The organism is Aeromonas sp. 61P, assembly GCF_051919545.1.
Lineage (GTDB): Bacteria > Pseudomonadota > Gammaproteobacteria > Enterobacterales > Aeromonadaceae > Aeromonas > Aeromonas veronii.
Map to the genome: position 1 here is coordinate 4,226,608 of NZ_JBQBEL010000001.1, position 23,779 is coordinate 4,250,386.

The following is a 23,779-nucleotide window of genomic DNA, read 5'->3' on the forward strand; positions in this document are numbered from 1 at the left end:
GATCGGGCATATCGTGCGACCACTCTTCACTGTCGAGTCCACTATGATCCGTCCATTATCTGCCACCGATCTGGATGCCGCCGTCGAGCTCTGGTATCAAGCATCGGTAAAAGCCCACGACTTTATTCCCGCCGCCTTTTGGCATGAGCAACGGGCAGCGATGCGGGACATCTATCTGCCCGCCAGCAAGAGCTGGGGTTATGAGGAGGATGGACAGCTACTGGGCTTTATCTCCTGGTATCAGGGGTCTGTTGCCGCACTGTTTATCTCCCCGGACCACCAATCACACGGGCTGGGTCGCCGACTGCTCGAGCACCTCAAAGCCCAATATGATCGACTCGAGTTGACGGTCTACGCCGAAAATGAGCAGGCGCGCCGCTTCTATTCCCGCAACGGTTTCAAAGAGGGTGAGCAGCAGTTGTGCAAGCATAGCGGCCACCCCGAGCTGGTGATGCATTGGCAACGAGGATAAGCGGGTCGCCCATAGCGATGGCGAGCACACTTTGCCAGTTTTGTGGCCTCCTTGAATGCCATGGCGGCATTCTCTACAATGACCCACTTTTTATTCATTTCGGGTTATATCGATGAGCGATACCAGCACCAAACCGGCTCTGCCGGATCACCTCTCCTGCAATCCCCGCAGCCCTCACTATGTGGCCGCCTGCTTCGAGCACCCGATCGGTATTCGCCTGAACGGCAAAGAGCGCACCGATGTCGAGGAGTACTGCATCAGCGAAGGTTGGGTGAAGATCCCCTCCCCCAAAGCGCTGGATCGCCGTGGTCAGCCCATCCTGATCAAGCTCAAGGGCACCGTTGAAGCCTTCTACAGCTAATCAGCGCGCTGCTGCTTGATAAACAACAAGGCCACCCTCGCGGTGGCCTTGTTGTTTCCGGTATTGGTGCTGGCGTCAGCGTTATCTAAGCGGCACCCACCAGCACGCATTTCTCGCAGAGCAGCTCTTATACCCCCAAGCGGTCGCGCAAGGTGTACCAGGCGGCGCCCGCGGCGGTAAAGGGGATACGGAACAGGCGACCACCCGGGAAGGGGTAGTGCGGCAGTTTGGCAAAGGCATCGAAGCGCTCCGCCTGACCGCTCAGCACCTCGGAGAGCAGCTTGCCCGCCAGATGGGTGCAGGTGACGCCGTGACCGCTGTAGCCCTGCATGTAGTAGATGTTGGGGCCGATGCGGCCAAATTGCGGCAGCCGCGACAGGGTGAGCAGGAAGTTGCCGGTCCAGGTGTACTCCACCTTGACCCCCGCCAGCTGCGGGAAAGTTTTCAGCATCTTGGGGATGATCAGCCGCTCGATATCCGCCGGATCCCGCGCGCCATAGACCACGCCGCCGCCATAGAGCAGCCGGTGATCGCCGGAGGTGCGGTAGTAGTCGAGCAGGTAGTTGCAATCCTCCAGACAGTAGTTCTGCGGCAAGAGTGACCGGGCTCGTTCCTCCCCCAGCACTTCGGTGGCGATCACCTGGGTGCCACAGGGCATGCTCTTGCTGGCCAGTTCCGGCACCAGATTGCCGAGGTAGGCATTGCCCGCCACCACCACAAAGCGCGCCTTCACCGCCCCCTTGGCGGTCTTGACCAGTGCGGGCTGACCCGGGGTGATGCTGGTGACGGCGGATTGTTCGAAGATCTGCCCCCCCTGGATGCGAATGGCTTCCGCCTCCCCCAACGCCAGATTGAGGGGGTGGATATGGCCGCCGCTCTTGTCGAGCAGGGCGCCGACGTAGCGATCGCTCGCGACCACCTCGCGCACCCCCTTGGCATCGAGCAGCTCCAGTTGGTCGTTGCCCCACTTCTGCCAGCGGGCGTATTGGGATTTGAGCTCGTGCAGCTGCTTCTCGGTCTCGGCGGCAAAGACGCCCCCCTCCTGCAGATCGCACTGGATGTTGTAGCGCTTGATCCGCTCGCGGATGATCTGGCCCCCCTCAAACAGCATGGAACCGAGCAGCCTGGCCTGATCCGGCGGGCAGTTCGCTTCTATGGTGTCGATGTCGCGGCTGTAGGAGTTGACGATCTGGCCACCGTTGCGACCGCTGGCGCCAAAGCCGACTCGTGCGGCCTCCAGCACCACCACCTTGTAGCCCTTCTCTACCAGATGCAGGGCGCTGGAGAGGCCGGTATAGCCCGCCCCGATGACACAGACATCGCACTCCAGCTGCTCGGTCAATGTCGGATAGGGCGCGTGTTTATTGGCGCTGGCTGCGTAGTAACTGTTTACATGTTCGGTCATGATCCCTGTTTCCTTACCGGTTCGGTTGCCAAACTACTGTCAGGATTAAAAGCTCGCCGGGGTGTGGGCGCTGACGATGCGACAGGTCTCCCCCGACGGATTGCTGAAGCTGTGGGGCTCGCCGGTGTCGATCACATAGCTGTCTCCCGCCTCCAGCGGATAACTCTGGCCCGCCACCGTCAGGATCACCGACCCCTCCAGCACGGTGCCGACCTCCTCCCCCTGATGGGTCACCTGACCTCCGGTGTCGGTGCCGGGGGGATAGGTCTCCAGCATAAAGCCGAGCTGGCGGCGGTTGTTGCCGTTGTGTACCAGCTTCATCGAGACCCCCTGACTGCCCAGCTCGATCAGCTGATCAGCCTTGATCACCACCTCCGGAGTGCGGCTCTCCTCCTCGGCGAAGAAGCGCGACAGCGGCAGGCCGTAGATAATGAGCAGCTTTTGCAGGGAGGCGACCGAGGGGCTCACCTTGTCCTGCTCGATCATGCAGATGGCGCCATGAGTCAGGCCGCTCAACTCGGCCGCTCGCCGCTGGGAGAGCCCCAGCTGATGGCGCACCGCCGCCAGCCGTTCCCCCATGGTGCGCGCCCCGGCGTCAGCCACACTCAACGGTCGAGCCACGCCCTCCCGGCCCTGTGGCCCGCTCATGAAAGGCCCCCTGCTGCGCCATGTCTGCATCCTTGCATCATCAGCCTCTCCTGCTTGCGCGTGATCGCATCGGATCAGGCGCTGCCTGTTTACCCTGCTGGTTAAAATAGCCGACCAGCTTTCCCTTGCCGTTCACTATGTTACACAGCACAGCCGTTCATTATTTTGCACACCTGATTTACCATCTCCCGGTCGTCCGCCCACTTGCAGCCTGCAAGCGAACCGGAGAAAGCGCGCTACACAGCCCATTTTCTAGCATGGCGCCCCCCAGCAATTCAAATATATTTAACACTTGAAAAACATTTCAGCTCAAATTATGGTCTTCCTGTGCTTATTATTTTATACGGCAGCGGCGCAGGAAGGGTCGGCTCACTCCGGCAACCAGCTGCTCTGACCCACACTCGAGGCTTCTCATGTCAGGAACAACATCCCACTCCAGCTTGATCACATCCCGCGCCTATATAGATGGACAGTGGTGCGAGGCCGCCAGCGGCTGCACCTTCGAGGTCACCAACCCCGCCAGCGGTGCCGTCATTACCCAGGTGCCCGATATGGATGCCGAGGATACCCGTCGCGCCATCGCGGCGGCCCACGCAGCGCAACCCGCCTGGGCGGCGCTGACCGCCAAGGAGCGCAGCAACAAGCTCTACGCCTGGTTTGCCGCCATCACCGCCCACAGCGACGAGCTGGCCCGCATCATGACCTGCGAGCAGGGCAAGCCGCTGGCGGAAGCCAAGGGGGAAGTGGCTTACGGTGCCAGCTTTATCCAGTGGTTCGCCGAGGAGGGCAAGCGCGCCTATGGCCGCACCATCCCGGGCTTTAGCGGCGATCGCCGGTTGGCCACCATCAAGCAGCCGGTGGGCGTGGTCGCCGCCATCACCCCGTGGAATTTCCCCATTGCCATGATCACCCGCAAAGCGGGCCCAGCGCTGGCCGCCGGTTGCACCATCGTCATCAAACCTGCCGCCGAGACCCCGCTCTGTGCGCTGGCGCTGGCGCTGCTTGCCGAGCAGGTGGGTATCCCCGCCGGTGTCATCAATATCGTCACCAGCCATCAGGCGAGCGCGGTGGGCAACGAGCTGTGCAGCAATCCGGTGGTGCGCAAGCTCTCCTTCACCGGCTCCACCCGTATCGGCAAGCTGCTGATGCGCCAGTGCGCCGACACCATGAAAAAGCTGTCGCTGGAGCTGGGTGGCAACGCCCCCTTTATCGTCTTTGACGACGCCGACCTCGATGCCGCCGTGGCCGGGGCGCTCGCCTCCAAATACCGCAACGCCGGGCAGACCTGTGTCTGCGCCAACCGCATTCTGGTGCAGGCCAGCGTCTATGACGCCTTCGCCGAGAAGCTGACTGCCGCCGTCAAGGCTTTCAAGGTGGGAGATGGCATGGCGGAGGGCACCCAGATCGGCCCGCTCATCAACCCGGCTGCCGCCAGCAAGGTAGCCGAGCTGGTGCAGCAATCGGTCGCCGCCGGTGCCGAAGTGCTGCTGGGGGGCGAAGCTCACCCCGCCGGTCCCCTCTTCTACCGCCCCACCATTCTGGGCAAGGTGGATAAAACCAACCCCATCCTGCAGGAGGAGATCTTTGGCCCGGTCGCCCCGCTGGTGCGCTTCGAGACAGAAGCCGAGGCCATCGCCATTGCCAACGACACCCCTTATGGCCTGGCCGCCTACTTCTATGGCCGCGATATCGCCCGGGTGTGGCGCGTCGCCGAGCAGCTGGAGTACGGCATGGTCGGCATCAACGAGGGGATCATCTCAACCGAGCTGGCCCCCTTTGGCGGCATCAAGGAGTCGGGGTTGGGCCGGGAAGGGGCCGCCGAGGGGCTGGAAGAGTATCTGGAGACCAAATACCTCTGCTTTGGCGCCATTCGCTAGGGCAGCAACAGAGAGACAAGGCGCCGCCGAACTGGCCCGATGGGCTGATCGGCGGTGATGGGCGCCACAACGCCTGCCACATTTTCAGGGAATATCGGGGGCTGCGGCCCCTCAGGGAGGAAAGATGAGTCAGTCAGAATCAAACAAGGCGTGGCAAGCGCGCCGCGAAGCGGCCGTGGTCAACGGCGTTGGCACCCTGCTGCCGGTCTTTATCGACCGTGCGCAAAATGCCGAGTTGTGGGATGTGGAGGGCAACCGCTACATCGACTTTGCCTCCGGTATCGCCGTGCTCAATACCGGCCACAACCACCCGAAAGTGGTGGCGGCGGTGCGCGAGCAGCTGGAAAAGTTCAGCCACACCTGCTTTCAGGTCACCCCCTACCCGGGCTATATCGAGCTTGCCGAGAAGCTCAACGCCCTGGTGCACGGCCCGACCCCGAAGCGCACCCTGTTTCTCTCCACCGGCGCCGAAGCGGTCGAGAACGCCATCAAGATCGCCCGCGCCCACACCGGCCGCAGCGGCACCATCGCCTTCAAGGGGGGCTTTCACGGCCGTACCATGATGGGGATGGCGCTCACCGGCAAGGTGGTGCCCTACAAGACCGGCTTTGGCCCCTTCCCTGGGGAGGTCTACCACATCCCCTTCCCCGCCGATTATCTCGGGGTGAGTGAAGAGGATGCTCTGCACGCCCTCGAGCTCTGCTTCAGCGCCGATATCGAGCCGAATCGCGTCGCCGCCATCATCATCGAACCGGTGCAGGGGGAAGGTGGCTTCTATCCCGCCTCCCCAAGCTTTATGCAAAAGCTGCGCAGCGTCTGCGACCAGCACGGCATTCTGCTGATTTGCGACGAGATCCAGAGCGGTTTTTGCCGCACCGGCAAGACCTTCGCCACCGAGTATGCCGGCATCGAGCCGGACATCATGACCCTGGCCAAGAGTCTGGCTGGCGGCTTCCCCCTCTCGGCGGTGGTGGGCAAGGCAGAGATCATGAACTCGGCCAAACCGGGGGGGCTGGGTGGCACCTATGCCGGTTCCCCCATTGCCTGCGCCGCCGCGCTGGCGGTATTGCAGGTGATCGACGAGGAGAAACTCAACCAGAAAGCGCTGGATCAGGGGGAGCAGATCAAGGCGGGGCTGGAACGCATAGCCGAGCGTTTTGACTGCATAGGTCAAATTCGCGGCCCCGGTGCCATGGTGGCCATGGAGCTGGTGAAACGCCGTGATGCCAGCCAGCCCGATCCCGACCTCACCAAACGTCTGGTGGCCGAGGCGGGCAAACGCGGTCTGGTCCTGCTCTCATGCGGGGTGCGCGCAAATGTCATCCGTTTTCTCGCCCCCCTGACAGCCCCTGCGGCAGTGATTGACGAGGGGCTGCAACTCCTTGAAAAATCACTGGAGGCCGTGCTGGCCTGACCAGCAGGAAAGTGACCACTTACCTGTGCAAATAAATGCAATTTTGCCCCCTTTTTTTCTTGTCAAGGGGGCCCTGCAAATGCACAATGCGCCGCCACTGAAAGAACCGATGTAAAACAATGGCATCGGTTCTTTTTTAGACAGTGAACACACCCATAAACGAGGCCGGATCACCCCCGGAAAAGATAGCGAGATTGGCAGCAGTCTCCCGACACCAAGTCTAGTGAGGAACAACATGGGGCATCTCAATGCTTTCCAACCGGCCATGGCCGGTGTGCGCCGCCCTGGCGCCCTTGATTCCCGGGCCTCTCTCCCGGTTTCGTTGATGGACCGTGCCACTCTGGCACTGCATGAGGAACATGCATAATGGCGGCCCAGCAGGTTGGTCTGAAAAAGACCCTCAAACTGTGGCAGGTCGTGGTTATGGGACTGGCGTACCTCACCCCCATGGCGGTGTTCGACACCTTCGGCATCGTTACCGAAATCACCGAAGGCCATGTGCCGACCGCCTACCTGTTTGCCCTCATCGGCATGCTGTTCACTGCCCTGAGCTACGGCCATCTGGTACGCAAGTTCCCGTCAGCCGGCTCCGCCTATACCTATGCCCAGAAGGTGTTTCACCCCTATGTCGGCTTTATGGTGGGCTGGACCTCCCTGCTCGACTACATGTTCATGCCGATGATCAACATGCTGCTGGCCAAGATCTATCTGGAAGCCCTCTTCCCGAACGTAGAGCCCTGGACCTATATCTTCGGTCTGGCGGCGGTGATGACCGCTCTCAACCTGCGCGGCATCAAGCTGGTGGCCAACTTCAACAGCCTGATCGTGGTGATGCAGTTCAGCATCATCGCCATCTTCATCGGCCTGATCGCCTGGGGCGTTCACAACGGTGAAGGGTTGGGTACCGTGGCCAGCAGCCGTCCCTTCTTCTCCGAGCAGATCCAGGTGTCGCCGCTGCTGATGGGGGCCTCCATCCTCTGCCTGTCGTTCCTCGGTTTTGACGCCATCAGTACCCTGTCGGAAGAGACCCCGGACGCGGATCGGGTGATCCCCCGCGCCATCGTGCTGACGGCGCTGATTGGCGGCGTGCTGTTTGTCACCACCTCCTACTTCCTGCAGCTCTACTTCCCGGACATCTCCCGCTTCCAGCATCCGGATGCGGTATTGCCGGAGATCGCCCTCTATGTCGGCGGCAAGCTGTTCCAGGCGGTGGTACTGGTCTGCACCACAGTAGCGGTACTGGCCTCGGGGCTCGCCTCCCACGCCGGTGTATCGCGCCTGCTCTACGTGATGGGTCGTGATCGCGCCCTGCCCGCCCGCTTCTTCGGCTACATCCATCCGAAGTGGCAGACTCCGGCGTTCAACGTGCTGCTGGTCGGCCTGCTGGCCCTCTCTGCGGTGTCGCTGGATCTGGAGATGGCGCTGGCGCTGATCAACTTCGGCGCCCTGGTGGCCTTCACCTTCGTCAATCTGGCGGTGATTGCCCACTTCTATGTGAAGCTGGGCCGCAACAAGTGTCTCAAGGATCACCTGATGTACCTGCTGTTGCCGCTCTGTGGCGCCGCCTGCATCGGGGTACTGTGGCTCAACCTCGAGCCCTCCTCCTTCGAGCTGGGGCTGATCTGGGCGGCGCTGGGGGCCATCTACCTGTTCCTGCGCCTCACCGTGTTCCGCATCCCGCTGCATACCGCAGACAAGGTGGAGATCGCCCAGTAACCGCGGCTCAACCATACCGTCATACAAAACAAGGAGCCTGCGGGCTCCTTGTTGTTTTTGCGGCGCTCTGGTTGCCAGCAGCACGGGTTGCCAGAAACGCGGTTTGTGCAGGAAGTGTGACTGATTTCAAATAACTACCCAGCCGGGCTGCTCGCCGAGCCATGGCCCGAGCCGCGTTGCTTTCTATCCTCAGTCATTAATGTGAATGGATATGCAACCACTCTTTTTCCACTTCACCCCCTCCCATCCCCCGCCAGCAGATAAGTTCGCTGGACTCGAGCCCGGGGGAACGCCGGCAAATATGATCAGGATCAATGTTGAGGCGCTATGCACCCTGCAGCCCCGATTTGCCGATTTTTCATACGCCATGACAGGGTTCTCTCCCCCCCGAAAAAGGGGGAGCGGCTCGGGGACGGCTGCAGGGGGCGAGTGACCACTTACCTGCCTCGTGCGTATGCAAAAAAATGCGTTAATCCGCCCTTTTTTGCTTGTCAAGGGGGCTGACCGAATGCACAATACGCCGCCAATAAAGGACCGATGTTCACTGCGACATCGGTTTTTGTATTTTTGAAGTGCAGTACAAACCCACCACAAGAGGCCGGAACGTTTCCGGAAGTGATATTCGAGATTGCCAAACAATCTCCCGACGTTGAGAGGATAACAATGGGGCGTTTTAATGCTTTCCTGCCGGTACAGCCCGGTATGCGCCTCCCCGGCGCCCTTGATGTACAGGCTTGCGAATCCATCGTATCCCTGCGCTCGTTGCAAGCACGTGCTGCGGCACTGATTGAGGAGAAAGCGTAATGGCATCGCAAAACGCCAAGCTGCTCAAGACCCTTACCCTGACACAAGTGATTGTGATGGGTCTGGCCTATCTGACCCCCATGGCTGTCTTCGACACCTTCGCCATCGTCGGTGACATCACCGATGGCCGGGTCGCCACCGCCTATCTGCTGGCTCTGGGTGGCATCCTGCTCACCGCTCTCAGCTACGGACATCTGGTACGCAAGTTCCCCTCTGCGGGCTCTGCCTATACCTATGCCCAGAAGGTGTTCAACCCCTACGTCGGTTTCATGGTCGGCTGGTCCTCCCTGCTCGACTACATGTTCATGCCGATGATCAACATCCTGCTGGCCAAGATCTACCTGACCGCCATGTTCCCGGGCGTCGAGCCCTGGGTGTTCATCTTCGGTCTGGTGACCGTGATGACCTTCCTGAACCTGCGCGGCATCAATCTGGTCGCCAACTTCAACGGTCTGATCGTGGTGATCCAGCTGGCCATCATCACCCTCTTTATCGGCCTGATGGCGTGGGGCATCTACCACGGCGAAGGGGCTGGCACCCTGATGAGCAGCCGTCCGTTCCACTTCGAGTCAGCACAGCTGGTACCGCTCTTTACCGGTGCGACCATCCTCTGCTTCTCGTTCCTGGGCTTTGACGGTCTGAGTTCCCTCTCCGAAGAGACGCCGAACGCTGGCAAGGTGATCCCCAAGGCGATCGTGCTGACTGCCCTTATCGGCGGCATCATCTTCGTGGTGGTCTCTTACTGCCTGCAGCTCTACTTCCCGAGCCTCGCCCGCTTCCAGCATCCGGATGCGGTATTGCCGGAGATCGCCCTCTACGTTGGCGGCACCTTCTTCCAGTCCGTTGTTCTGGTCTGCACCACGGTCGCGGTACTGGCCTCCGGCATGGCGGCTCACGCCGGTGTGTCGCGCATCCTCTACGTGATGGGGCGTGATCGCATGATCCCGGAGCGGGTATTTGGCTACATCCACCCGAAATACCGCACCCCGGCCATCAACGTGCTGATGGTGGGTGGTCTGGCCCTCTCCGCCGTGTCGTTTGATCTGGATACCGCACTGGCGCTGGTCAACTTCGGCGCACTGGTGGCGTTCAGCTTCGTCAACCTGTCGGTGATCGGTCAGTTCTGGGTGCGCGAGAAGCGCAACAAGACTCTCAAGGATCACGTCATCTACCTGTTGATGCCGCTGCTCGGCGCCGCCACCATAGGTGCTCTGTGGATCAACCTGGAGCAGAGCTCCCTCGAGCTGGGCCTGATCTGGGCGGGCCTCGGCGCAACCTATCTGTTCCTGCGTCTGGCGGTGTTCCGCATCCCGTTCCGTCAGTACGAAGAGGCGGCTGACGCCTGATCCTTTGCGGATAACGGATAGACAGAAGGGGAGCCATGGCTCCCCTTCTTGCTATTTGACGGGCTGAATATGGGGCTCGACTATTGCCACTCTCCCGTACTTGCTTGGTCGGCAAGGAACAGACAGGGTGGATGGCGCCACCAGCCATATTTCTCGCCATCCCCATCATCTATTGACGAGCAAACCACCAAAGCAAGTCATAAAACCATCATAAAAGTGTCACCTTGTCATATTTCTGTCATTAACCACTGATTAAATGCGCGGGTCATCAACAACCCAAGACGGAACGACCGTCTCAAGAGGCTTTATGCAACACCATCACTCCTTGTCACAGCCGCCCGCGACCCGCGCCCTGTTCAACTGGATGAGTGTCATCGTACTGGTCTACCTGATCCTGGTTGCCGTGGGCGCCATCTCCCACGGCTTCAAAGATTTCTCCGGCGGCGCCGAGGGCGCAGCCCAGATCTTCGCCTTTGCCAACAACCCCTTTGTCGCCCTGCTGCTGGGTATTCTCGCTACCGCGCTGGTGCAATCCTCCAGCACCGTCACCTCGGTGATCGTTGGTCTGGTGGCTGGCGGCCTGCCCATCGGCATGGCCATCCCCATGGTAATGGGTGCCAACCTCGGCACCACCATCACCAACACCATCGTCTCCATGGGCCATGTACGGGATCGCGCCGAGTTCCGCCGCGCCTTCGCCGCCGCCACTGTGCACGACTTTTTCAACCTGCTGGCGGTGTTCATCTTCCTGCCGCTGGAGCTGATGTTCGGTCTGCTGCAACACAGCGCCGAGTGGCTGGCCAACCTGCTGGTAGGCTCCGCCAACATGTCGATGAAGGGCATGGACTTCATGAAGCCGCTGACCGCACCGGCCCAGCAGCTGATTGACAGCGCCGTTGCCTTCCTGCCGGGCAAGGGTGCCGCCATCGCCACTATCGTCATCGGCATCCTGCTGATCCTCGCCTGCGTCACTTATCTCGGCAAAGTACTGCAACAGGTACTGGTTGGCCGTGCCAAAGAGCTGCTGCACAAGGCGCTGGGCCGTGGCCCGCTGACCGGCATCACCTCCGGTGCGCTGGTGACCATCATGGTGCAATCCTCCTCCACCACCACCAGCCTGATGATCCCGCTGGCCGGCGGCGGCGTGTTCAGCACCCGTCAGCTCTACCCCTTCACCCTGGGAGCCAATATCGGGACCACCATTACCGCCTTGCTGGCTGCCACCGCCATCAGCGGAGCCGGTGCCCAGCTTGCCCTGACCATCGCGCTGGTCCACGTGCTGTTCAACCTCTTTGCCGTAGTCATCATCTATGGCATCCCCTTCCTGCGCGACCTGCCGGTGCGCGCCGCCGAGGGGCTGGCCCGGGTAGGCAGCGAGAACAAGCTGCTGGCTCTGGGTTATGTGACGGGTCTCTTCTTCGCCCTGCCCGCCCTGATGATGGTAGCCGCCAAGTAAGCGCCGCCGCCATGACGAGGGGCGAGTCACCGACTCGCCCCTTTTTGCGTCTGCGTCTCCGAGCTTTGCCTGCCCGCTCACATCCTCCCGCCCTGTGGCTCGCCATCAGGGACGGTGCGCGATAAGATGGCGTCCTCATTGCACTTTTTACATTTCATGGAACAGGAAAAACCGATGAAATTCATACTGATCGCACTGCTCATCGCCGGTGTTGCCTACTACTTCTACTCCAGCAGCAACAACAAGAAGCTGGCGGCTGACAACGTGCGGATTGGCGCCGAGTTCCTCGCCAGCAACAAGGAGAAGCCGCTGGTGACCACCACCGCCTCCGGCCTGCAGTACGAAGTGCTGACCCCGGGCACCGGCACCGTTCACCCCACCGCCACCAGCAAGGTGAAGGTGCACTACGAGGGCAAGCTGCTGGACGGCACAGTCTTTGACAGCTCGGTCGCCCGTGGCGAGCCCATCGAGTTTGGCCTCAATCAGGTGATCGCTGGCTGGACCGAAGGGGTACAGCTGATGGTGGAAGGTGAGAAGACCCGTTTCTACATCCCCGCCAACCTCGCCTACGGCGACCGCGCCGCTGGCAAAATCCCGCCGGGATCAGTCCTGATCTTTGACGTGGAGCTGCTGGGTATCCAGTAAGCGCTCCGTCACGCTCCATCAACAACAAGGCCAGCATTATGCTGGCCTTGTTGCTATGGGAACCTCACTCCCCCTTGGCGATCCCTTCCCGGCGCGGATCCGCAGCGCCAAACCAGCCGCCAGCGTTGCGCTCAACCCCCTGCAGGCCGGAGGTCTGCTCGTTCAATACCACCTCGTGTCCCCTCGCCTTCAATCCCTCGACCACCGACATGGGGGTGCGCCCCGCTTCCAGCTCGGTGGGGCCGTTGCGGCTGCCAAAGTTGGGCAGGTTGATGGCCTGTTGCAGGTTCAGGCCCCAATCCTGAGTGCCGAGCAGGGTCTTGCCCACGTAGTTGATGATGGCTGAGCCCCCCGGCGAGCCCAGCGTCATGGTCAGCTCGCCGCTTGGCTTGTCAAACACCAGCAGGGGTGACATGGAGGATCGGGGCCGCTTGCCCGGCTCCACCCGGTTTGCCACTGGCAGACCGGCGGCATCCACCGAGGTGAAGGAAAAATCGGTGAGCTGGTTGTTGAGCAGGTAGCCGTTGACCATCTGACGCGATCCGAAACCATCCTCGATGGAGCTGGTCATGGAGATGGCCATCCCCGCCTTGTCGACGATCGAGACATGGCTGGTAGAGGGGAGTTCCGGAGTCGCATCCTTGCCGCGTGCCAGCGCCAGTGGCGGCGTACCGGGCTTGGCAATCCCCATGGAGTGCTGACCGACAAGTTTGCCGCGTTCGGCCAGATAGCCCTTGTCCAGCAGCCCCTGCACCGGCACGCTGACAAAATCGCGGTCGGCGACGTACTGGTTGCGATCGGCGAAGGCCAGACGCGCCGCTTCGCTGTAGAGATGGATAGCCTCGCTGGAAGCAGCCAGTCCCCCCTCCTTCGTGGTGAGCGGCTTGAGGGCCGCCATGTCGCGGCTCTCCAGCATGCCGAAGATCTGGCCGAGTGCCAGAGTGCCGGATGAGGGAGTGGGGAAACCGCAGATCTTGCTCTGGCGATAGTCAAAGCAGAGGCCATCCCGCAGTTTGGCCTGATAGCTGGCCAGATCGGTGGCCGCCAGTACCCCGGGATTGGTGGGATGCTGGCGAACCTTGGCCACCATGGCATCCGCCAGCGGCCCCTGATAGAAGGCATCCACCCCCTCTGTGGCCAGAGTGCGCAACACCTTGGCCAGCGCCGGGTTGGTCAGCCGGGTGCCCGCCGTTTTGGGGCTGCCATCCGTCTGATAGAAATAGGCTCGCGCCTGCGGATCCCGTGCCAGATAGGGATCCTTGGCCAGTAATGTGGCCAGCCGTGGACTTATCACGAATCCTTGTTCTGCCAGCGTGATGGCGGGCTGGAACAGCACAGCCCAGGGCAGCTTGCCATAACGCTGATGGGCCAGTGCCAGAGCGCGCAGGGTGCCGGGAACGCCGACCGAGCGGCCCCCGACCACACCGTCATAAAACGCCAGCGGCTTGCCATCTTGCATAAACAGCTGGTCGGTGGCGGCAGCCGGCGCCGTCTCGCGGCCATCCACTGCACTCACCTTGTGGCCATCCCACACCAGCAGCAGCGTCCCGCCACCGATCCCGGAAGATTGCGGCTCCACCAGCGTCAGCACCAGCTGCACCGCAATGGCAGCATCGACGGCACTGCCACCGGCCTTGATGATCTGGTAGCCCGCATCCACCGCCAGCGGGTTGGCGGCCGCCACCATGAAATCATGGCCCTGCCAGCCCTGTTTGTCGGTCCAGCCACTGGCGGCTTCGGGTGCGATCAGGGTCTGGGCTGGCGGGGTGTAGTGAAAGCCGTTGTCACTGGCACAACCGGCCAGCAGGGCAAGGGCGATAGCGAGCCCCAGAGGTTTGCGCAACATGACACTCTCCTTGTCTGTTTTATGACCATGAAGAGGGACTATGTCACGATTGGCGCTGGTAGCTCAAGTTATTGAGCAAGATCAATATCTTACTTATCTATCAATAATGGCTATCCGTAACAGATATAAAAAAACCGCCCGAAGGCGGTTTTTTTCAATCAGGTAGAACCAGTTAGCTTAGATGGACTGCTCTTCGCCACCCAGGGCGGCAAACAGCGCCGGGATAAACTGGGACAGCTCGGCGGTGACCAGCGCGAAGTCTGCATCCAGACGGGCGGCCGGATCTTCGCTGGTGACGTCGTCGTTCTGCTCGCGCAGCTCTTCGCTGAATTTCAGACGCTTGATGGAGAGATCATCCCCCAGCACGAAGCTGACGGTCTCGCCCCAGTTGAGGGCCAGCTTGGTCACCAGCTTGTCATTGGCCAAGTGGTTCTTGATTTCATCCGTCATCAGATCCTGCTGCTTGCAGCGGATGATGCCGCCGTGCTCCATGGCACTGCGCAGCTCGGCTTCATCTTCCAGAGTGAAGGAGGCGGGCAGATTGCCCTCGTTCAACCACTCGGTCATGGTGATCTCGGGCGGGTTCTTGAGAGCCACCGGCACCACTGGCAGGGAGCCGATGGATTTGCGCAACAGTGCCAGCAGGTCGTCCGCCTTCTTGGCAGAACCTGCATCCACCACCATCAAATTGTCGGCCGGATTGATCCAGGCGAAGGTCTGGCTGGTACGACTGAAGGCACGGGGCAGCAAGGTGTGGAGGATCTCCTCTTTCAACGCCTCCTTCTCTTTCTTCTTGAGGGCGCGTCCCTGTTCGAACTCGATCGCCTCTACCTTCTCGGCCAGCATCTCCTTGACCACGGTACCGGGCAGCATCTTCTCCTCTTTGCGGGCGCAGATGAGGATATGGCCGGAGGCAGAGTGGGTCAGGGTTGAGCCGAATTTGCCAAGGGGCTTGACCCACCCGAAACGGGAGATGTCCTGACTGCCGCAAGGGGTGAAGGCACAGGCTTCCAGCTGGGTTTCCAGCTGATCCACGGTCAGGTCAAAGGGGCGGGTAAAGCGATAAATCTGCAGGTTTTTAAACCACATGGCGTCCTCGGTCTCTAGATTGTCCGGCGGGCATTGTACTAGAGAGGCGCTTTGTGATCAGCCAATCATTCTCGCTAAATAAAGGGCGATCGACCTCACAGGGTCTCATTTATGTCACCAGTTTGTTCATCAAGTTCTCCTAGACTGCGAAAGTAAATTGTTAATAAGGATGAAGGTATGTTGCGGCCCAGTCGCCCGGAAGACATGGAAGAGATCGTCGAAATCTGGTTGCTGGCCTCCCTGCAGGCCCACGATTTCGTCGATGCCTCCTGCTGGTGGCAGGCCCAGGAGGATCTGCGTACCCGCTATCTCGATCGCGCCGCCATCTGGGTGTTCGAGGAGCGCGGCGATCTGCTCGGTTTCATGGCACTGGTGGACAACTATCTCGCCGCCCTCTTTGTGCGCCCCGACCGTCAGGGCCGCGGCGTCGGCCACGCCCTGCTGCAGGAGGCCAAGCGTCAGGGGGCGTCGCTCCACGCCCGGGTCTTTGTCGAGAATGATCAGGCAGTGCGTTTCTATCGCCGCCACGGCTTCGTCATTGAGGCCGAGGAGTCCGATCCCCTCACCGGCCACCCCCAATACCGGATGTGCTGCGAACCGGCCTGAATCGATGCCAGCCCCCTGTTTTACTTGAAAAAAGCACGGGGCATCCTCATCTTGTCACCATCGGGTGCCACCGGCACCATCCCAGGATCCGGGTTGCTTTCTCATGAAAATCCTCCATACCGCCGACTGGCACCTTGGCCATCAACTTCATGGCCATGACCGCCGTTTTGAACACGATGCCTTTCTCGACTGGCTGAGCGACACCCTCAAGGCGCGCGAGATCGACGCCCTGTTGGTGGCGGGCGATCTGTTCGATACCGCCAATCCTCCCGCCAGCGCCTGGCAACAACTCTACCGTTTTCTGGCGCGGCTGCGCGCCGAGATGCCCCACCTCAACATGGTGCTGATCGGCGGCAACCACGACTCCCCTTCCAAGCTCGATGCTCCCCACGAGCTGCTGCGCGCCTTTGATCTGCATCTGGTGGGCAGCATCAGCCGCGACAGTGAGGGCAAGCTCGAAACCGACCGCCTGCTGGTACCGCTGCAAGACCGGGAGGGCAACATTGCCGCCTGGTGCGCCGCCGTGCCGTTCCTGCGCAGCAGCGATCTGCGGGTAGAGTCTTTGGAAGAAGGACAAGACAGGCTGATCGAAGGGGTTCGACAGGTCTATGCCGAGGTGCTGGCCGAAGGGCGCGCTCGCTGCGGGGAGGATCTGCCACTCATCGCCATGGGCCACGCCTATCTGGCGGCGGGCCAGCTCTCGGAACTGTCAGAGCGGCGGGTGCTCGGCGGCAACCAGCACGCCCTGCCCGCCGAACTCTTTGCCGGTGCAGACTACACGGCGCTCGGCCACCTCCATCTGGCCCAGAGCCCGGCCGAGGGGGTGCACTACAGCGGTTCGCCACTACCGCTCTCGCTTGCCGAAGCCAACTACAACCATCAGGTGCTGGAAGTGACCTTTGCAGAGGGGAAACTGACCGGATTGGAGCGGATCCCGGTGCCCCGCGCGGTGGAGATGATCCGCCTGCCCCAGAGCACCCTCGACGACGCGCTGAACGCCATCGCATCGCTCGAGCTGCCTGCTTGTCCACAAGAGGCACAACCCTTCCTCGAAGTGCGGCTGCTGCTGCCCAAGCCCGAGGCCCGCATCCGCGAGCGCATTCTGGCGGCCATCGCAGACAAACCGGTGCGTCTGGCCCGCATCAGCACCCAGTATCAGGGCTCGGGAGAAGGACTGGCCGATGGTCGCGAGCGGCGCAGGCTCGATGAGCTCTCCCCCACCGAGGTGTTTCGCCTCTGCTATCAGCGCCAGTTTGAAGGGGAGCCCGAGGCTGGGCTGGTTGCCTCGTTTGAAGAGATCCTCGAGCAGGTGAAGGAGTCAAACCAATGAAAATCTTGTCTCTGTCAGGTGAGAATCTGGCCAGTCTGACCGGCCCCTTCACCATCGACTTTACCAAGGGGGCGCTCGGCGCCGCCGGTCTGTTTGCCATCACCGGCAACACCGGCGCAGGCAAAAGCACCCTGCTCGACGCCATTTGTCTGGCCTTATACGACGAGATGCCGCGCTTTATCGCCAATCGCAAGAACGTAGCAGAAGTGGGCCGCATGGATGACGAGGAGAAGCTCAAGGCCAACGACGTGCGCGGCATCCTCAGTCGCGGCCACGCCAGCGGTTTTGCCGAGGTGCAGTTTCGCGGCTGTGATGGCCGCATCTGGCTCGCCCGCTGGGCGGTGCGCCGCGCCCGCAACCGCTCGGAGGGGCGTTTTCAGGCGCAGGAGCGAACCCTGACCGATGTGGAGTCAGGGCAGGTTTTCTCCGGCAGCAAGCGGGAGCTGCAGGATCGCATCGACGAGCTGGTGGGTCTCTCCTGGGAGCAGTTCCGCCGCGCGGTGATCCTTCCGCAGGGGGAGTTTGCCGCCTTCCTCAAATCGGACGCCAACGAGCGCTCCGCCCTGCTCGAACGGATGACCGGCACAGAACTCTACTCCGCCATCTCCATCCAGACCTATGAACGGGCACGGGAAGAGCAGCAGAAGCTGGCCACCATCGCCCAGCGCCTCGGCGACGTGGCACTGATGGATGAAGCGACCCGCGAGCATTGGGTAAGCCAGCAGGTGAGCCTCTCCACCACCCTCAAGCACGAACAGCAGCAACAGCAGCTGATGCAGGACTTGCGCGACCTCAATAGCCGCATTGCCGCCCAGCTGCAGGGCTGCGCCGAGGGACAGGCGGCGCTCGATGCCGCCCTGCAGGCCCACGGCGCCGCGGCCCCCGAGCGCGAGGAGTTCGCTCGTGCCGAACAGGCCCAGGTGGCCCGAGCCGATCACGACGAGCTGGCCCGCCTCACCCTTGAGGTACAGCAGCAGGAGAAGGTGATCGCCGAGCTGGGGCCGGAGCTGGCCAAACTCGAGGAGCAGACCCAGCAGAGCGCGCTGACCGAACAGCAGTTGCTGGCGGAGAAGATCGCCGCCGAGCGGGAATGGGGTGCCCTGCAATCCGAACTCAAGCGGGCACAAGAGCTCGATACCCGCATCAGGGAGAAAGTGCAGCAGTTGCAGAAGATCCAGCAGGAGGGGGCACAGGAGCGAGAAGTGCAACTCACGCTGGAGCAGGGCTGGCGCGAGCAGAGCAGACAGGTGGAGCTGCTCAAGCAGCAGCACCAGCAGTGGGGCCTTTGGCTCGAAGAACACAAGGAGCTGGCGCCGGTGGCCCGCCAGTGGCAGCCCCTGCTCACCGCCATGCAGGATTGGGCCGGGGATGCCGACAAGCTGCAACAGCTGCTCACCCTGCGCGACCACAAACTGCGCGCCCTGCAGCAGTTGCAGCGCCAGCTGGAGCAAGGTCAGCAGGAACGCGACTACTGGCAACATGAACAAGCTCGGCTGCAACAGCAACAGAACGAGCTGCAGGAGCAGCAGTGGGAGAGCCGCCTCGCCAAGGCGCAGGAGCAGTGGCAGCAGCAAACCGAACAGCTGGGTCAGCTGCGCCAGTTGCTGGAGCTGGCCGACTATGGCCGCAACCACGGCGAACAGCATGGCCGCTTGCAGCAGGAGATTGTCCAGCTGGAGCAGGCGCTGGGCAAGCTCGCCACCCTTGGCGAAGAGCTGGCCCCCGCCCGCGAGCGGCTCGCCCTGCAGCGGGACGAGGCGCGCCATGCGCTAGAACAGTCCCGTGCCATCGCCAGCTTCGAGCAGTATCGCCATATCCTGAGCGATGGCGAACCTTGCCCGCTGTGCGGTTCCGAGGAGCACCCCTACAGCCAGAGCCAACCACAAGTGGCGGGGATCCTGGGTCAGCTGGCGGAGCGGGTCAGAAGCCTCGAACTCGAATGGGATCGGCTCAATCATCAATACATCCAGTGCGAGAGCGAGCGTCAGGAGCTGGCCCGCCAGCTGGCGGTGCGTCAGCAACATCTGCCGGAGCTGGAAGCCCGCGCCGAGCAGCTGACCCAGCGCTGGCAACAGCTGGGGGGCGATACCCTGCTCGGCCATCCGCTGCCGCTGCGCCAGAGCCCCATTGAGTGGAACGAGCTGATGAGCACACTGCTTGGCCGTGGCCAGGCGCTGGAGCAGGGGTTGGCCCAGAGCCAGCAGCAGCTGCGTCAGGCCCAGCTCGGTCAGCAACAGCTGCAAGGGGTACGTCAGCAACTGAGCCAATTGGCAGCCCAGCACCAGCAGTTTGACCAGCAGTGGCAGGAGGCCGACCGCCAGCGCATCGCGCTGGAAGGGGAAGTTAAGGGGATGGGTGAGCAGGAGGCGACTCTGCGCCAGCGCCTCGAACAGGGCGCCCACCGCCTCGACGAACAGATGGGCGGCCAACCGTGGCGCCAGTGGCTCGGCAGCCAGCAGTGGCACGAGTGGCAGCGAGCCTGCGAAGCCTGGCTGCACGGCCAGAGCGAGTGGGAGCGGCTGGGCAGCGAGATCGCCAGCCTCACCCCGGCACTAAGTGCGCAGGAGGCACGCCTGCAGACCCAGCGCGAGCTGTTGCACAAACTCGAGCGGGACTACAAGGAGCATGAGCAGCAGCGGCAGGGGCTGCTCACCAGCCGCGCCGCCTGTCTGAATGGCGAGGAGATCCCGCTGGTCGAGAGCCGCTGGCAACAGCGGCTGCAACAGCTCGCCAGCGAACTGGAGCTGATGCAAAGCAGCGCTCGTGCTCTGCGGGAGCGGCAGACCGAGCTCAAAACCCGCCTCACCCATGTGGAGCAGGAAAAGCAGACCAGCAGCCGCCGCAAGCGGGAGGTGCTGGGGCGCTGGGCTGCCCACGCCAGTACCCTTGGCATTGCCGAGTACGACCTGCGCCGCCTGCTCGCCATCAGCCCCGATGAACTCAAGGCTCGCCGCTCTGCCCTGCAAGGGTTGGAAGATGCCCTTGGCGAGGCGCGCACCCGCCTTGCCGAGCGGCAACGGGCGCTGGCACTGGAGGAGAGCAAGCGGGATCGCTATCGCGAGCACCACCCCGAGCTGGCTGCCCTGCCGGATGCAAAGCTGAGCGATCAACTGGCGGCACTCGATGCCCGTTGTCGCGCCCTTGAAGAGCAGCTGTTCGAGTGCAAGAGCAAGCTGGCACAGGCCGAAGCCGCCGCTCTCAAGGCCGGTAGCCTGCAACAGGAGCTGGCCGCCCAGCAGGCAGTGGCCGACCACTGGCAGCAGCTGTGCGATCTGATCGGGCAAGCCAACGGCGCCAAGTTCCGCACCTTCGCCCAGAGCCTCACCCTCGAGCGTCTGCTGCTGGAAGCCAACGCCCAGCTCGCCGAACTATCACCGCGCTACCGGCTGGAGCGGGTACCCGGCACCGATCTGGCGCTGCAGGTGGTGGATCTCGACATGGGGGATGAGGTGCGCTCGGTGGACTCCCTCTCCGGCGGCGAGAGTTTTCTGGTGTCGCTGGCGCTGGCGCTGGCGCTCTCCAGCCTCTCGTCACGGCAGACCCAGGTCGAGTCGCTGTTTATTGACGAAGGGTTTGGCACCCTGGATCCGGACAGCCTGGATCTGGCGCTCGCCAGCCTCGACTCCCTGCAGGCCGCCGGTCGCCAGATCGGGGTCATCTCCCACGTCCAGACCCTGGTGGAGCGGATCGGCGTGCAGATCAGGGTCGAAGCCCTCGGCGGCGGCGAGAGCCGGGTAGTGGTTCCCTAAGAGCCTTCGGCTCAATCACCAGTACCATCGGCTCAACCCCCACGCCGTAAATAACAAGACCCCGCCAATTGGCGGGGTCTTGTTGAGAGGCTATCAGCCGAAGCGGTAGGCGCCCATATAGAGGCTGCCGCCATCCCAGCTCTCGTGCAGCCGGGTCGGTGCCGCACCATCGGCCGCCCCCAACGCCACAAAGAGCGGGCGCAGGTGGTCGTCGTGGGGATGGGACTCCACTGCTCCGGGAGCCTGCTGGCGATAGTCGAGCAGCGCCAGCCGATCCTCATCGGCCATCTTCTGCTCCAGCCAGTCGACAAACTGGCTGGCCCACTCCGGCACTGGCGAGCCTTCCGGTGCCAGCGCCCGCAGGTTGTGGGTGATGGCGCCGGAGGCAAGGATGCCAATCCCCTGACTGCGCAGCGCCCCCAGCACCTCTCCCAACTGCCACAACTGGGCCGGGGTGAAGCTCGCGGGAATGGAGATCTGCACCAGCGGGATCTCGCTGTTTGGGTCGATCAGGGAGAGCGGCGACCAGACCCCGTGATCCAGCTCGCGCCGCACCGGGGTGGCGGTCAGTCCGGCCAGTGCCAGCTGGTCGCTCACCCCTTGTTGCAGCCACTCGGGGCTGCTGGCAGGCCAGCGCATCCGGTAGAGGGGCTCGGGAAAACCGTAAAAGTCGTACATCAAGGCCGGTTTGGGCTCGACGTTGATCTGTAGCTCGCGGCTGAACCAGTGGGCGGAGATGACCACCAGCCCCTTGAGCTCACCCAGACGCAGGGTTCGCAGAAAGCGGGTGGCGGGTTGCTCACGCAGCACCAGATCCGGTGCGCCGTGAGAGATAAACCAGACGGGGGCAAGGGACATAAAGCGGACTCCAACAAAGTATCAGGGGGCGATACCGGAGGGGATATCGCTGTTGGAATCGATTATCCTCCCGCCATGAAAGGTGGACAATCCAGCAAGATAGATAAGAACTATCAACTAATGGTTGATAATTTCACGCCTTCACGACAGGTAAACAGCAATAGATATCAAGGCTAAGGAGCATCCGGCAGCGGTCGGGCTACACGAAGCGCCATCCAGGTCGCTGCACTGTGATCCTGCCACTCTCGCCACGCCAATCCCTCGGCGGCCGCCGCCCCTTTCACTGGATGGGAGAAGATCGCCAGCAGACCGGCATTGTCAGGCCAGTAGCGGGCTGGCAGTGTCTGAACCAGCAGCAGGGCGGCGCCCAGCAAGAGAAGAGCCCATCCGGTTTCATGGCTGTTTTTCATCCCGAGCTCCTTCACCCTTGCGCCAATGAACTAACATTTTTGCGCAAGACGGTGACAAGACGGTGACAGCGGACGGGTGGTCATTTTACAACATCTGAACCTCAACCCGGCCAAACAACCACAGATGGCAACATTTGTATCCCTTCAGCCCGAACCTGTGGCCGTATGCTCTAAAATGTGACTCACAGGAAAACGTTATCCCTGAAAAGAAAACGTTATCTGGTCAAAACGTTGTTTCTGGATCATAAAAAGATTCCAAAAACTGGTGTATATTGCTCGGCGGAAATTCCTTAACCATGAAGATTGACATGAAAAAGACCAAAATTGTCTGCACCATCGGTCCGAAGACCGAATCCAAAGAAATGCTGGCCAAAATGCTGGACGCCGGCATGAACGTCATGCGCCTGAACTTCTCCCACGGTGACTACGCCGAGCACGGCAGCCGCATCAGCAACCTGCGCGCTGTAATGGCCGAGACCGGCAAGCACGCAGCTATCCTGCTGGACACCAAGGGTCCGGAAATCCGTACCATGAAGCTGGAAGGCGGCAACGACGTCGCGCTGGTCGCTGGCCAGACTTTCACCTTCACCACCGACCAGACCGTGGTTGGCAACAAAGACAAAGTGGCCGTGACCTATGCAGGTTTCGCCAACGATCTGCGCGTCGGCAACCGCATCCTGGTTGATGACGGCCTGATCGGTCTGGACGTTATCGAAATCACCGAGCGCGAAGTTATCTGTAAAGTGCTGAACAACGGTGACCTGGGCGAGAACAAGGGCGTTAACCTGCCGGGCGTCTCCATCAAGCTGCCGGCCCTGGCCGAGAAAGACAAGCGCGACCTGATCTTTGGTTGCGAGCAAGGCGTTGATTTCGTTGCTGCTTCTTTCATCCGCAAGAAAGAAGACGTTCTGGAAATCCGTGAGCACCTGAAAGCCCACGGTGGCGAGAACATCCAGATCATCTCCAAGATCGAAAACCAGGAAGGTCTGGACAACTTCGACGAGATCCTGGCTGTTTCCGACGGCATCATGGTTGCTCGTGGCGACATGGGTGTAGAGATCCCGGTTGAAGAAGTTATCTTCGCCCAGAAGATGATCATCGCCAAGTGCAACAAAGCCCGCAAAGTGGTTATCACTGCCACCCAGATGCTGGACTCCATGATCAAGAACCCGCGTCCGACCCGCGCCGAAGCTGGTGACGTGGCCAACGCCATCCTGGACGGTACCGACGCAGTCATGCTGTCCGGTGAATCCGCCAAGGGTAAGTACCCGCTGGAAGCCGTGACCATCATGGCCACCATCTGCGAGCGTACCGATGCCGTGATGCCGTCCAACCTGTCTGCTGCCAACGACAGCAACAAGCTGCGCATCACCGAAGCCGTATGTAAAGGCGCCGTAGAGACCTCCGAGAAGCTGGATGCCCCGCTGATCGTGGTCGCTACCGAAGGCGGCAAATCTGCCAAGGCCATTCGCAAGTACTTCCCGAAAGCCTGGATCCTGGCTATCACCACCAACAAGAAAACTGCTGCCCAGCTGGTTCTGACCAAGGGTGTGGTTGCTCACGTGGTTGACAGCATCGCCTCTACCGACGATTTCTATCGCATCGGTAAAGAAGCCGCGCTGGAAATCGGCATGGGTCTGAAAGGTGACGTGGTTGTGATGGTCTCCGGTGCTCTGGTACCGAGCGGCACCACCAACACCGCTTCTGTTCACGTTCTTTAATCAGAGCTGAACGAGTTGAAAACGGC

At 61.6% G+C, this 23,779-nt stretch carries 19 protein-coding genes; 13 read left to right on the forward strand and 6 right to left on the reverse strand.

Features of this window, described 5'->3' with window-relative positions; all coding sequences use genetic code 11:
* The first annotated feature begins 43 nt into the window (after positions 1-43).
* Together ACTG2O_RS19650 and ACTG2O_RS19655 are read left to right on the forward strand one after the other, a co-directional pair.
* Positions 44-472, forward strand: coding sequence for an N-acetyltransferase (locus ACTG2O_RS19650; RefSeq protein ID WP_439976515.1), 429 nt, complete (start codon positions 44-46; stop codon positions 470-472).
* 112 nt (positions 473-584) lie between these two features.
* Positions 585-833, forward strand: a complete 249-nt coding sequence (locus ACTG2O_RS19655; protein ID WP_005338226.1) for a DUF3297 family protein — start codon at positions 585-587, stop codon at positions 831-833.
* 127 nt (positions 834-960) lie between these two features.
* Here the strand turns inward: ACTG2O_RS19655 and ACTG2O_RS19660 are convergent, their stop codons facing one another.
* Together ACTG2O_RS19660 and puuR are read right to left on the reverse strand one after the other, a co-directional pair.
* Complete coding sequence (locus ACTG2O_RS19660) at positions 961-2,238, reverse strand: NAD(P)/FAD-dependent oxidoreductase (protein ID WP_139441714.1); 1,278 nt, start codon at positions 2,236-2,238, stop codon at positions 961-963.
* Between the two features lie 45 nt (positions 2,239-2,283).
* A complete protein-coding gene (puuR, locus tag ACTG2O_RS19665) occupies positions 2,284-2,886 on the reverse strand; it encodes an HTH-type transcriptional regulator PuuR (protein WP_439976516.1) in 603 nt (200 codons plus the stop codon).
* A 413-nt stretch (positions 2,887-3,299) separates the two neighbouring features.
* On the opposite strand from puuR, the gene ACTG2O_RS19670 reads away from it, so the two are divergent.
* The 7 genes from ACTG2O_RS19670 to ACTG2O_RS19700 all read left to right on the forward strand — a co-directional run bounded on the left by ACTG2O_RS19670 (position 3,300) and on the right by ACTG2O_RS19700 (position 12,144).
* On the forward strand, positions 3,300-4,763 hold the full coding sequence (locus tag ACTG2O_RS19670) for an NAD-dependent succinate-semialdehyde dehydrogenase (protein ID WP_439976517.1): 1,464 nt from the start codon (positions 3,300-3,302) through the stop codon (positions 4,761-4,763).
* 124 nt (positions 4,764-4,887) lie between these two features.
* Entirely contained in the window at positions 4,888-6,177 is a 1,290-nt protein-coding gene (gene gabT / locus ACTG2O_RS19675) for a 4-aminobutyrate--2-oxoglutarate transaminase (RefSeq protein WP_439976518.1), read from the forward strand.
* Positions 6,178-6,543: 366 nt separating this feature from the next.
* Positions 6,544-7,893: an APC family permease gene (locus tag ACTG2O_RS19680; RefSeq protein ID WP_005359067.1), complete on the forward strand. Its 1,350-nt coding sequence runs from the start codon at positions 6,544-6,546 to the stop codon at positions 7,891-7,893.
* A gap of 663 nt (positions 7,894-8,556) precedes the next feature.
* Entirely contained in the window at positions 8,557-8,697 is a 141-nt protein-coding gene (locus ACTG2O_RS19685; RefSeq protein WP_005338239.1) for a hypothetical protein, read from the forward strand.
* Entirely contained in the window at positions 8,697-10,043 is a 1,347-nt protein-coding gene (locus ACTG2O_RS19690; protein ID WP_058057766.1) for an APC family permease, read from the forward strand. Before ACTG2O_RS19685 ends, ACTG2O_RS19690 begins: the two co-directional genes overlap by 1 nt.
* 307 nt (positions 10,044-10,350) lie before the next feature.
* A complete protein-coding gene (locus tag ACTG2O_RS19695; protein ID WP_160880690.1) occupies positions 10,351-11,499 on the forward strand; it encodes a Na/Pi cotransporter family protein in 1,149 nt (382 codons plus the stop codon).
* A gap of 174 nt (positions 11,500-11,673) precedes the next feature.
* Positions 11,674-12,144, forward strand: coding sequence for an FKBP-type peptidyl-prolyl cis-trans isomerase (locus ACTG2O_RS19700; RefSeq protein WP_005347462.1), 471 nt, complete (start codon positions 11,674-11,676; stop codon positions 12,142-12,144).
* A 64-nt stretch (positions 12,145-12,208) separates the two neighbouring features.
* Here the strand turns inward: ACTG2O_RS19700 and ggt are convergent, their stop codons facing one another.
* The gene (gene ggt, locus ACTG2O_RS19705; protein WP_439976519.1) at positions 12,209-13,990 is read right to left on the reverse strand and encodes a gamma-glutamyltransferase; all 1,782 of its coding nucleotides are present in this window, start codon (positions 13,988-13,990) and stop codon (positions 12,209-12,211) included.
* Between the two features lie 177 nt (positions 13,991-14,167).
* Positions 14,168-15,079: a recombination-associated protein RdgC gene (rdgC, locus tag ACTG2O_RS19710; protein ID WP_005347467.1), complete on the reverse strand. Its 912-nt coding sequence runs from the start codon at positions 15,077-15,079 to the stop codon at positions 14,168-14,170.
* Positions 15,080-15,256: 177 nt separating this feature from the next.
* Between rdgC and ACTG2O_RS19715 the strand changes: the two genes are divergently transcribed.
* From ACTG2O_RS19715 to ACTG2O_RS19725, 3 genes are all read left to right on the forward strand, one after another.
* Positions 15,257-15,685 (forward strand): GNAT family N-acetyltransferase, encoded by a 429-nt coding sequence (locus tag ACTG2O_RS19715; RefSeq protein ID WP_005338252.1) that lies wholly within the window; start codon positions 15,257-15,259, stop codon positions 15,683-15,685.
* 103 nt (positions 15,686-15,788) lie between these two features.
* On the forward strand, positions 15,789-17,015 hold the full coding sequence (locus ACTG2O_RS19720) for an exonuclease SbcCD subunit D C-terminal domain-containing protein (RefSeq protein ID WP_236320312.1): 1,227 nt from the start codon (positions 15,789-15,791) through the stop codon (positions 17,013-17,015).
* Complete coding sequence (locus tag ACTG2O_RS19725; protein WP_439976520.1) at positions 17,012-20,764, forward strand: AAA family ATPase; 3,753 nt, start codon at positions 17,012-17,014, stop codon at positions 20,762-20,764. The genes ACTG2O_RS19720 and ACTG2O_RS19725 overlap by 4 nt, the downstream gene beginning before the upstream one ends.
* A 93-nt stretch (positions 20,765-20,857) precedes the next feature.
* On the opposite strand, the gene ACTG2O_RS19730 is transcribed toward ACTG2O_RS19725, so the two are convergent.
* The gene (locus tag ACTG2O_RS19730; RefSeq protein WP_213389910.1) at positions 20,858-21,622 is read right to left on the reverse strand and encodes a DODA-type extradiol aromatic ring-opening family dioxygenase; all 765 of its coding nucleotides are present in this window, start codon (positions 21,620-21,622) and stop codon (positions 20,858-20,860) included.
* 173 nt (positions 21,623-21,795) lie between these two features.
* Positions 21,796-22,032, reverse strand: coding sequence for a hypothetical protein (locus ACTG2O_RS19735; protein WP_439976521.1), 237 nt, complete (start codon positions 22,030-22,032; stop codon positions 21,796-21,798).
* Between the two features lie 308 nt (positions 22,033-22,340).
* On the opposite strand from ACTG2O_RS19735, the gene pykF reads away from it, so the two are divergent.
* A complete protein-coding gene (gene pykF, locus ACTG2O_RS19740; protein ID WP_031227651.1) occupies positions 22,341-23,753 on the forward strand; it encodes a pyruvate kinase PykF in 1,413 nt (470 codons plus the stop codon).
* The last annotated feature ends 26 nt before the right edge of the window (positions 23,754-23,779 follow it).

Coding starts and splice junctions, on each gene's coding strand:
- ACTG2O_RS19650 (WP_439976515.1), top strand. CDS start 44: ATGATCCGTCCATTATCTGCCACCGATCTGGATGCCGCCGTCGAGCTC.
- ACTG2O_RS19655 (WP_005338226.1), top strand. CDS start 585: ATGAGCGATACCAGCACCAAACCGGCTCTGCCGGATCACCTCTCCTGC.
- ACTG2O_RS19660 (WP_139441714.1), bottom strand. CDS start 2,238: ATGACCGAACATGTAAACAGTTACTACGCAGCCAGCGCCAATAAACAC.
- puuR (WP_439976516.1), bottom strand. CDS start 2,886: ATGAGCGGGCCACAGGGCCGGGAGGGCGTGGCTCGACCGTTGAGTGTG.
- ACTG2O_RS19670 (WP_439976517.1), top strand. CDS start 3,300: ATGTCAGGAACAACATCCCACTCCAGCTTGATCACATCCCGCGCCTAT.
- gabT (WP_439976518.1), top strand. CDS start 4,888: ATGAGTCAGTCAGAATCAAACAAGGCGTGGCAAGCGCGCCGCGAAGCG.
- ACTG2O_RS19680 (WP_005359067.1), top strand. CDS start 6,544: ATGGCGGCCCAGCAGGTTGGTCTGAAAAAGACCCTCAAACTGTGGCAG.
- ACTG2O_RS19685 (WP_005338239.1), top strand. CDS start 8,557: ATGGGGCGTTTTAATGCTTTCCTGCCGGTACAGCCCGGTATGCGCCTC.
- ACTG2O_RS19690 (WP_058057766.1), top strand. CDS start 8,697: ATGGCATCGCAAAACGCCAAGCTGCTCAAGACCCTTACCCTGACACAA.
- ACTG2O_RS19695 (WP_160880690.1), top strand. CDS start 10,351: ATGCAACACCATCACTCCTTGTCACAGCCGCCCGCGACCCGCGCCCTG.
- ACTG2O_RS19700 (WP_005347462.1), top strand. CDS start 11,674: ATGAAATTCATACTGATCGCACTGCTCATCGCCGGTGTTGCCTACTAC.
- ggt (WP_439976519.1), bottom strand. CDS start 13,990: ATGTTGCGCAAACCTCTGGGGCTCGCTATCGCCCTTGCCCTGCTGGCC.
- rdgC (WP_005347467.1), bottom strand. CDS start 15,079: ATGTGGTTTAAAAACCTGCAGATTTATCGCTTTACCCGCCCCTTTGAC.
- ACTG2O_RS19715 (WP_005338252.1), top strand. CDS start 15,257: ATGTTGCGGCCCAGTCGCCCGGAAGACATGGAAGAGATCGTCGAAATC.
- ACTG2O_RS19720 (WP_236320312.1), top strand. CDS start 15,789: ATGAAAATCCTCCATACCGCCGACTGGCACCTTGGCCATCAACTTCAT.
- ACTG2O_RS19725 (WP_439976520.1), top strand. CDS start 17,012: ATGAAAATCTTGTCTCTGTCAGGTGAGAATCTGGCCAGTCTGACCGGC.
- ACTG2O_RS19730 (WP_213389910.1), bottom strand. CDS start 21,622: ATGTCCCTTGCCCCCGTCTGGTTTATCTCTCACGGCGCACCGGATCTG.
- ACTG2O_RS19735 (WP_439976521.1), bottom strand. CDS start 22,032: ATGAAAAACAGCCATGAAACCGGATGGGCTCTTCTCTTGCTGGGCGCC.
- pykF (WP_031227651.1), top strand. CDS start 22,341: ATGAAAAAGACCAAAATTGTCTGCACCATCGGTCCGAAGACCGAATCC.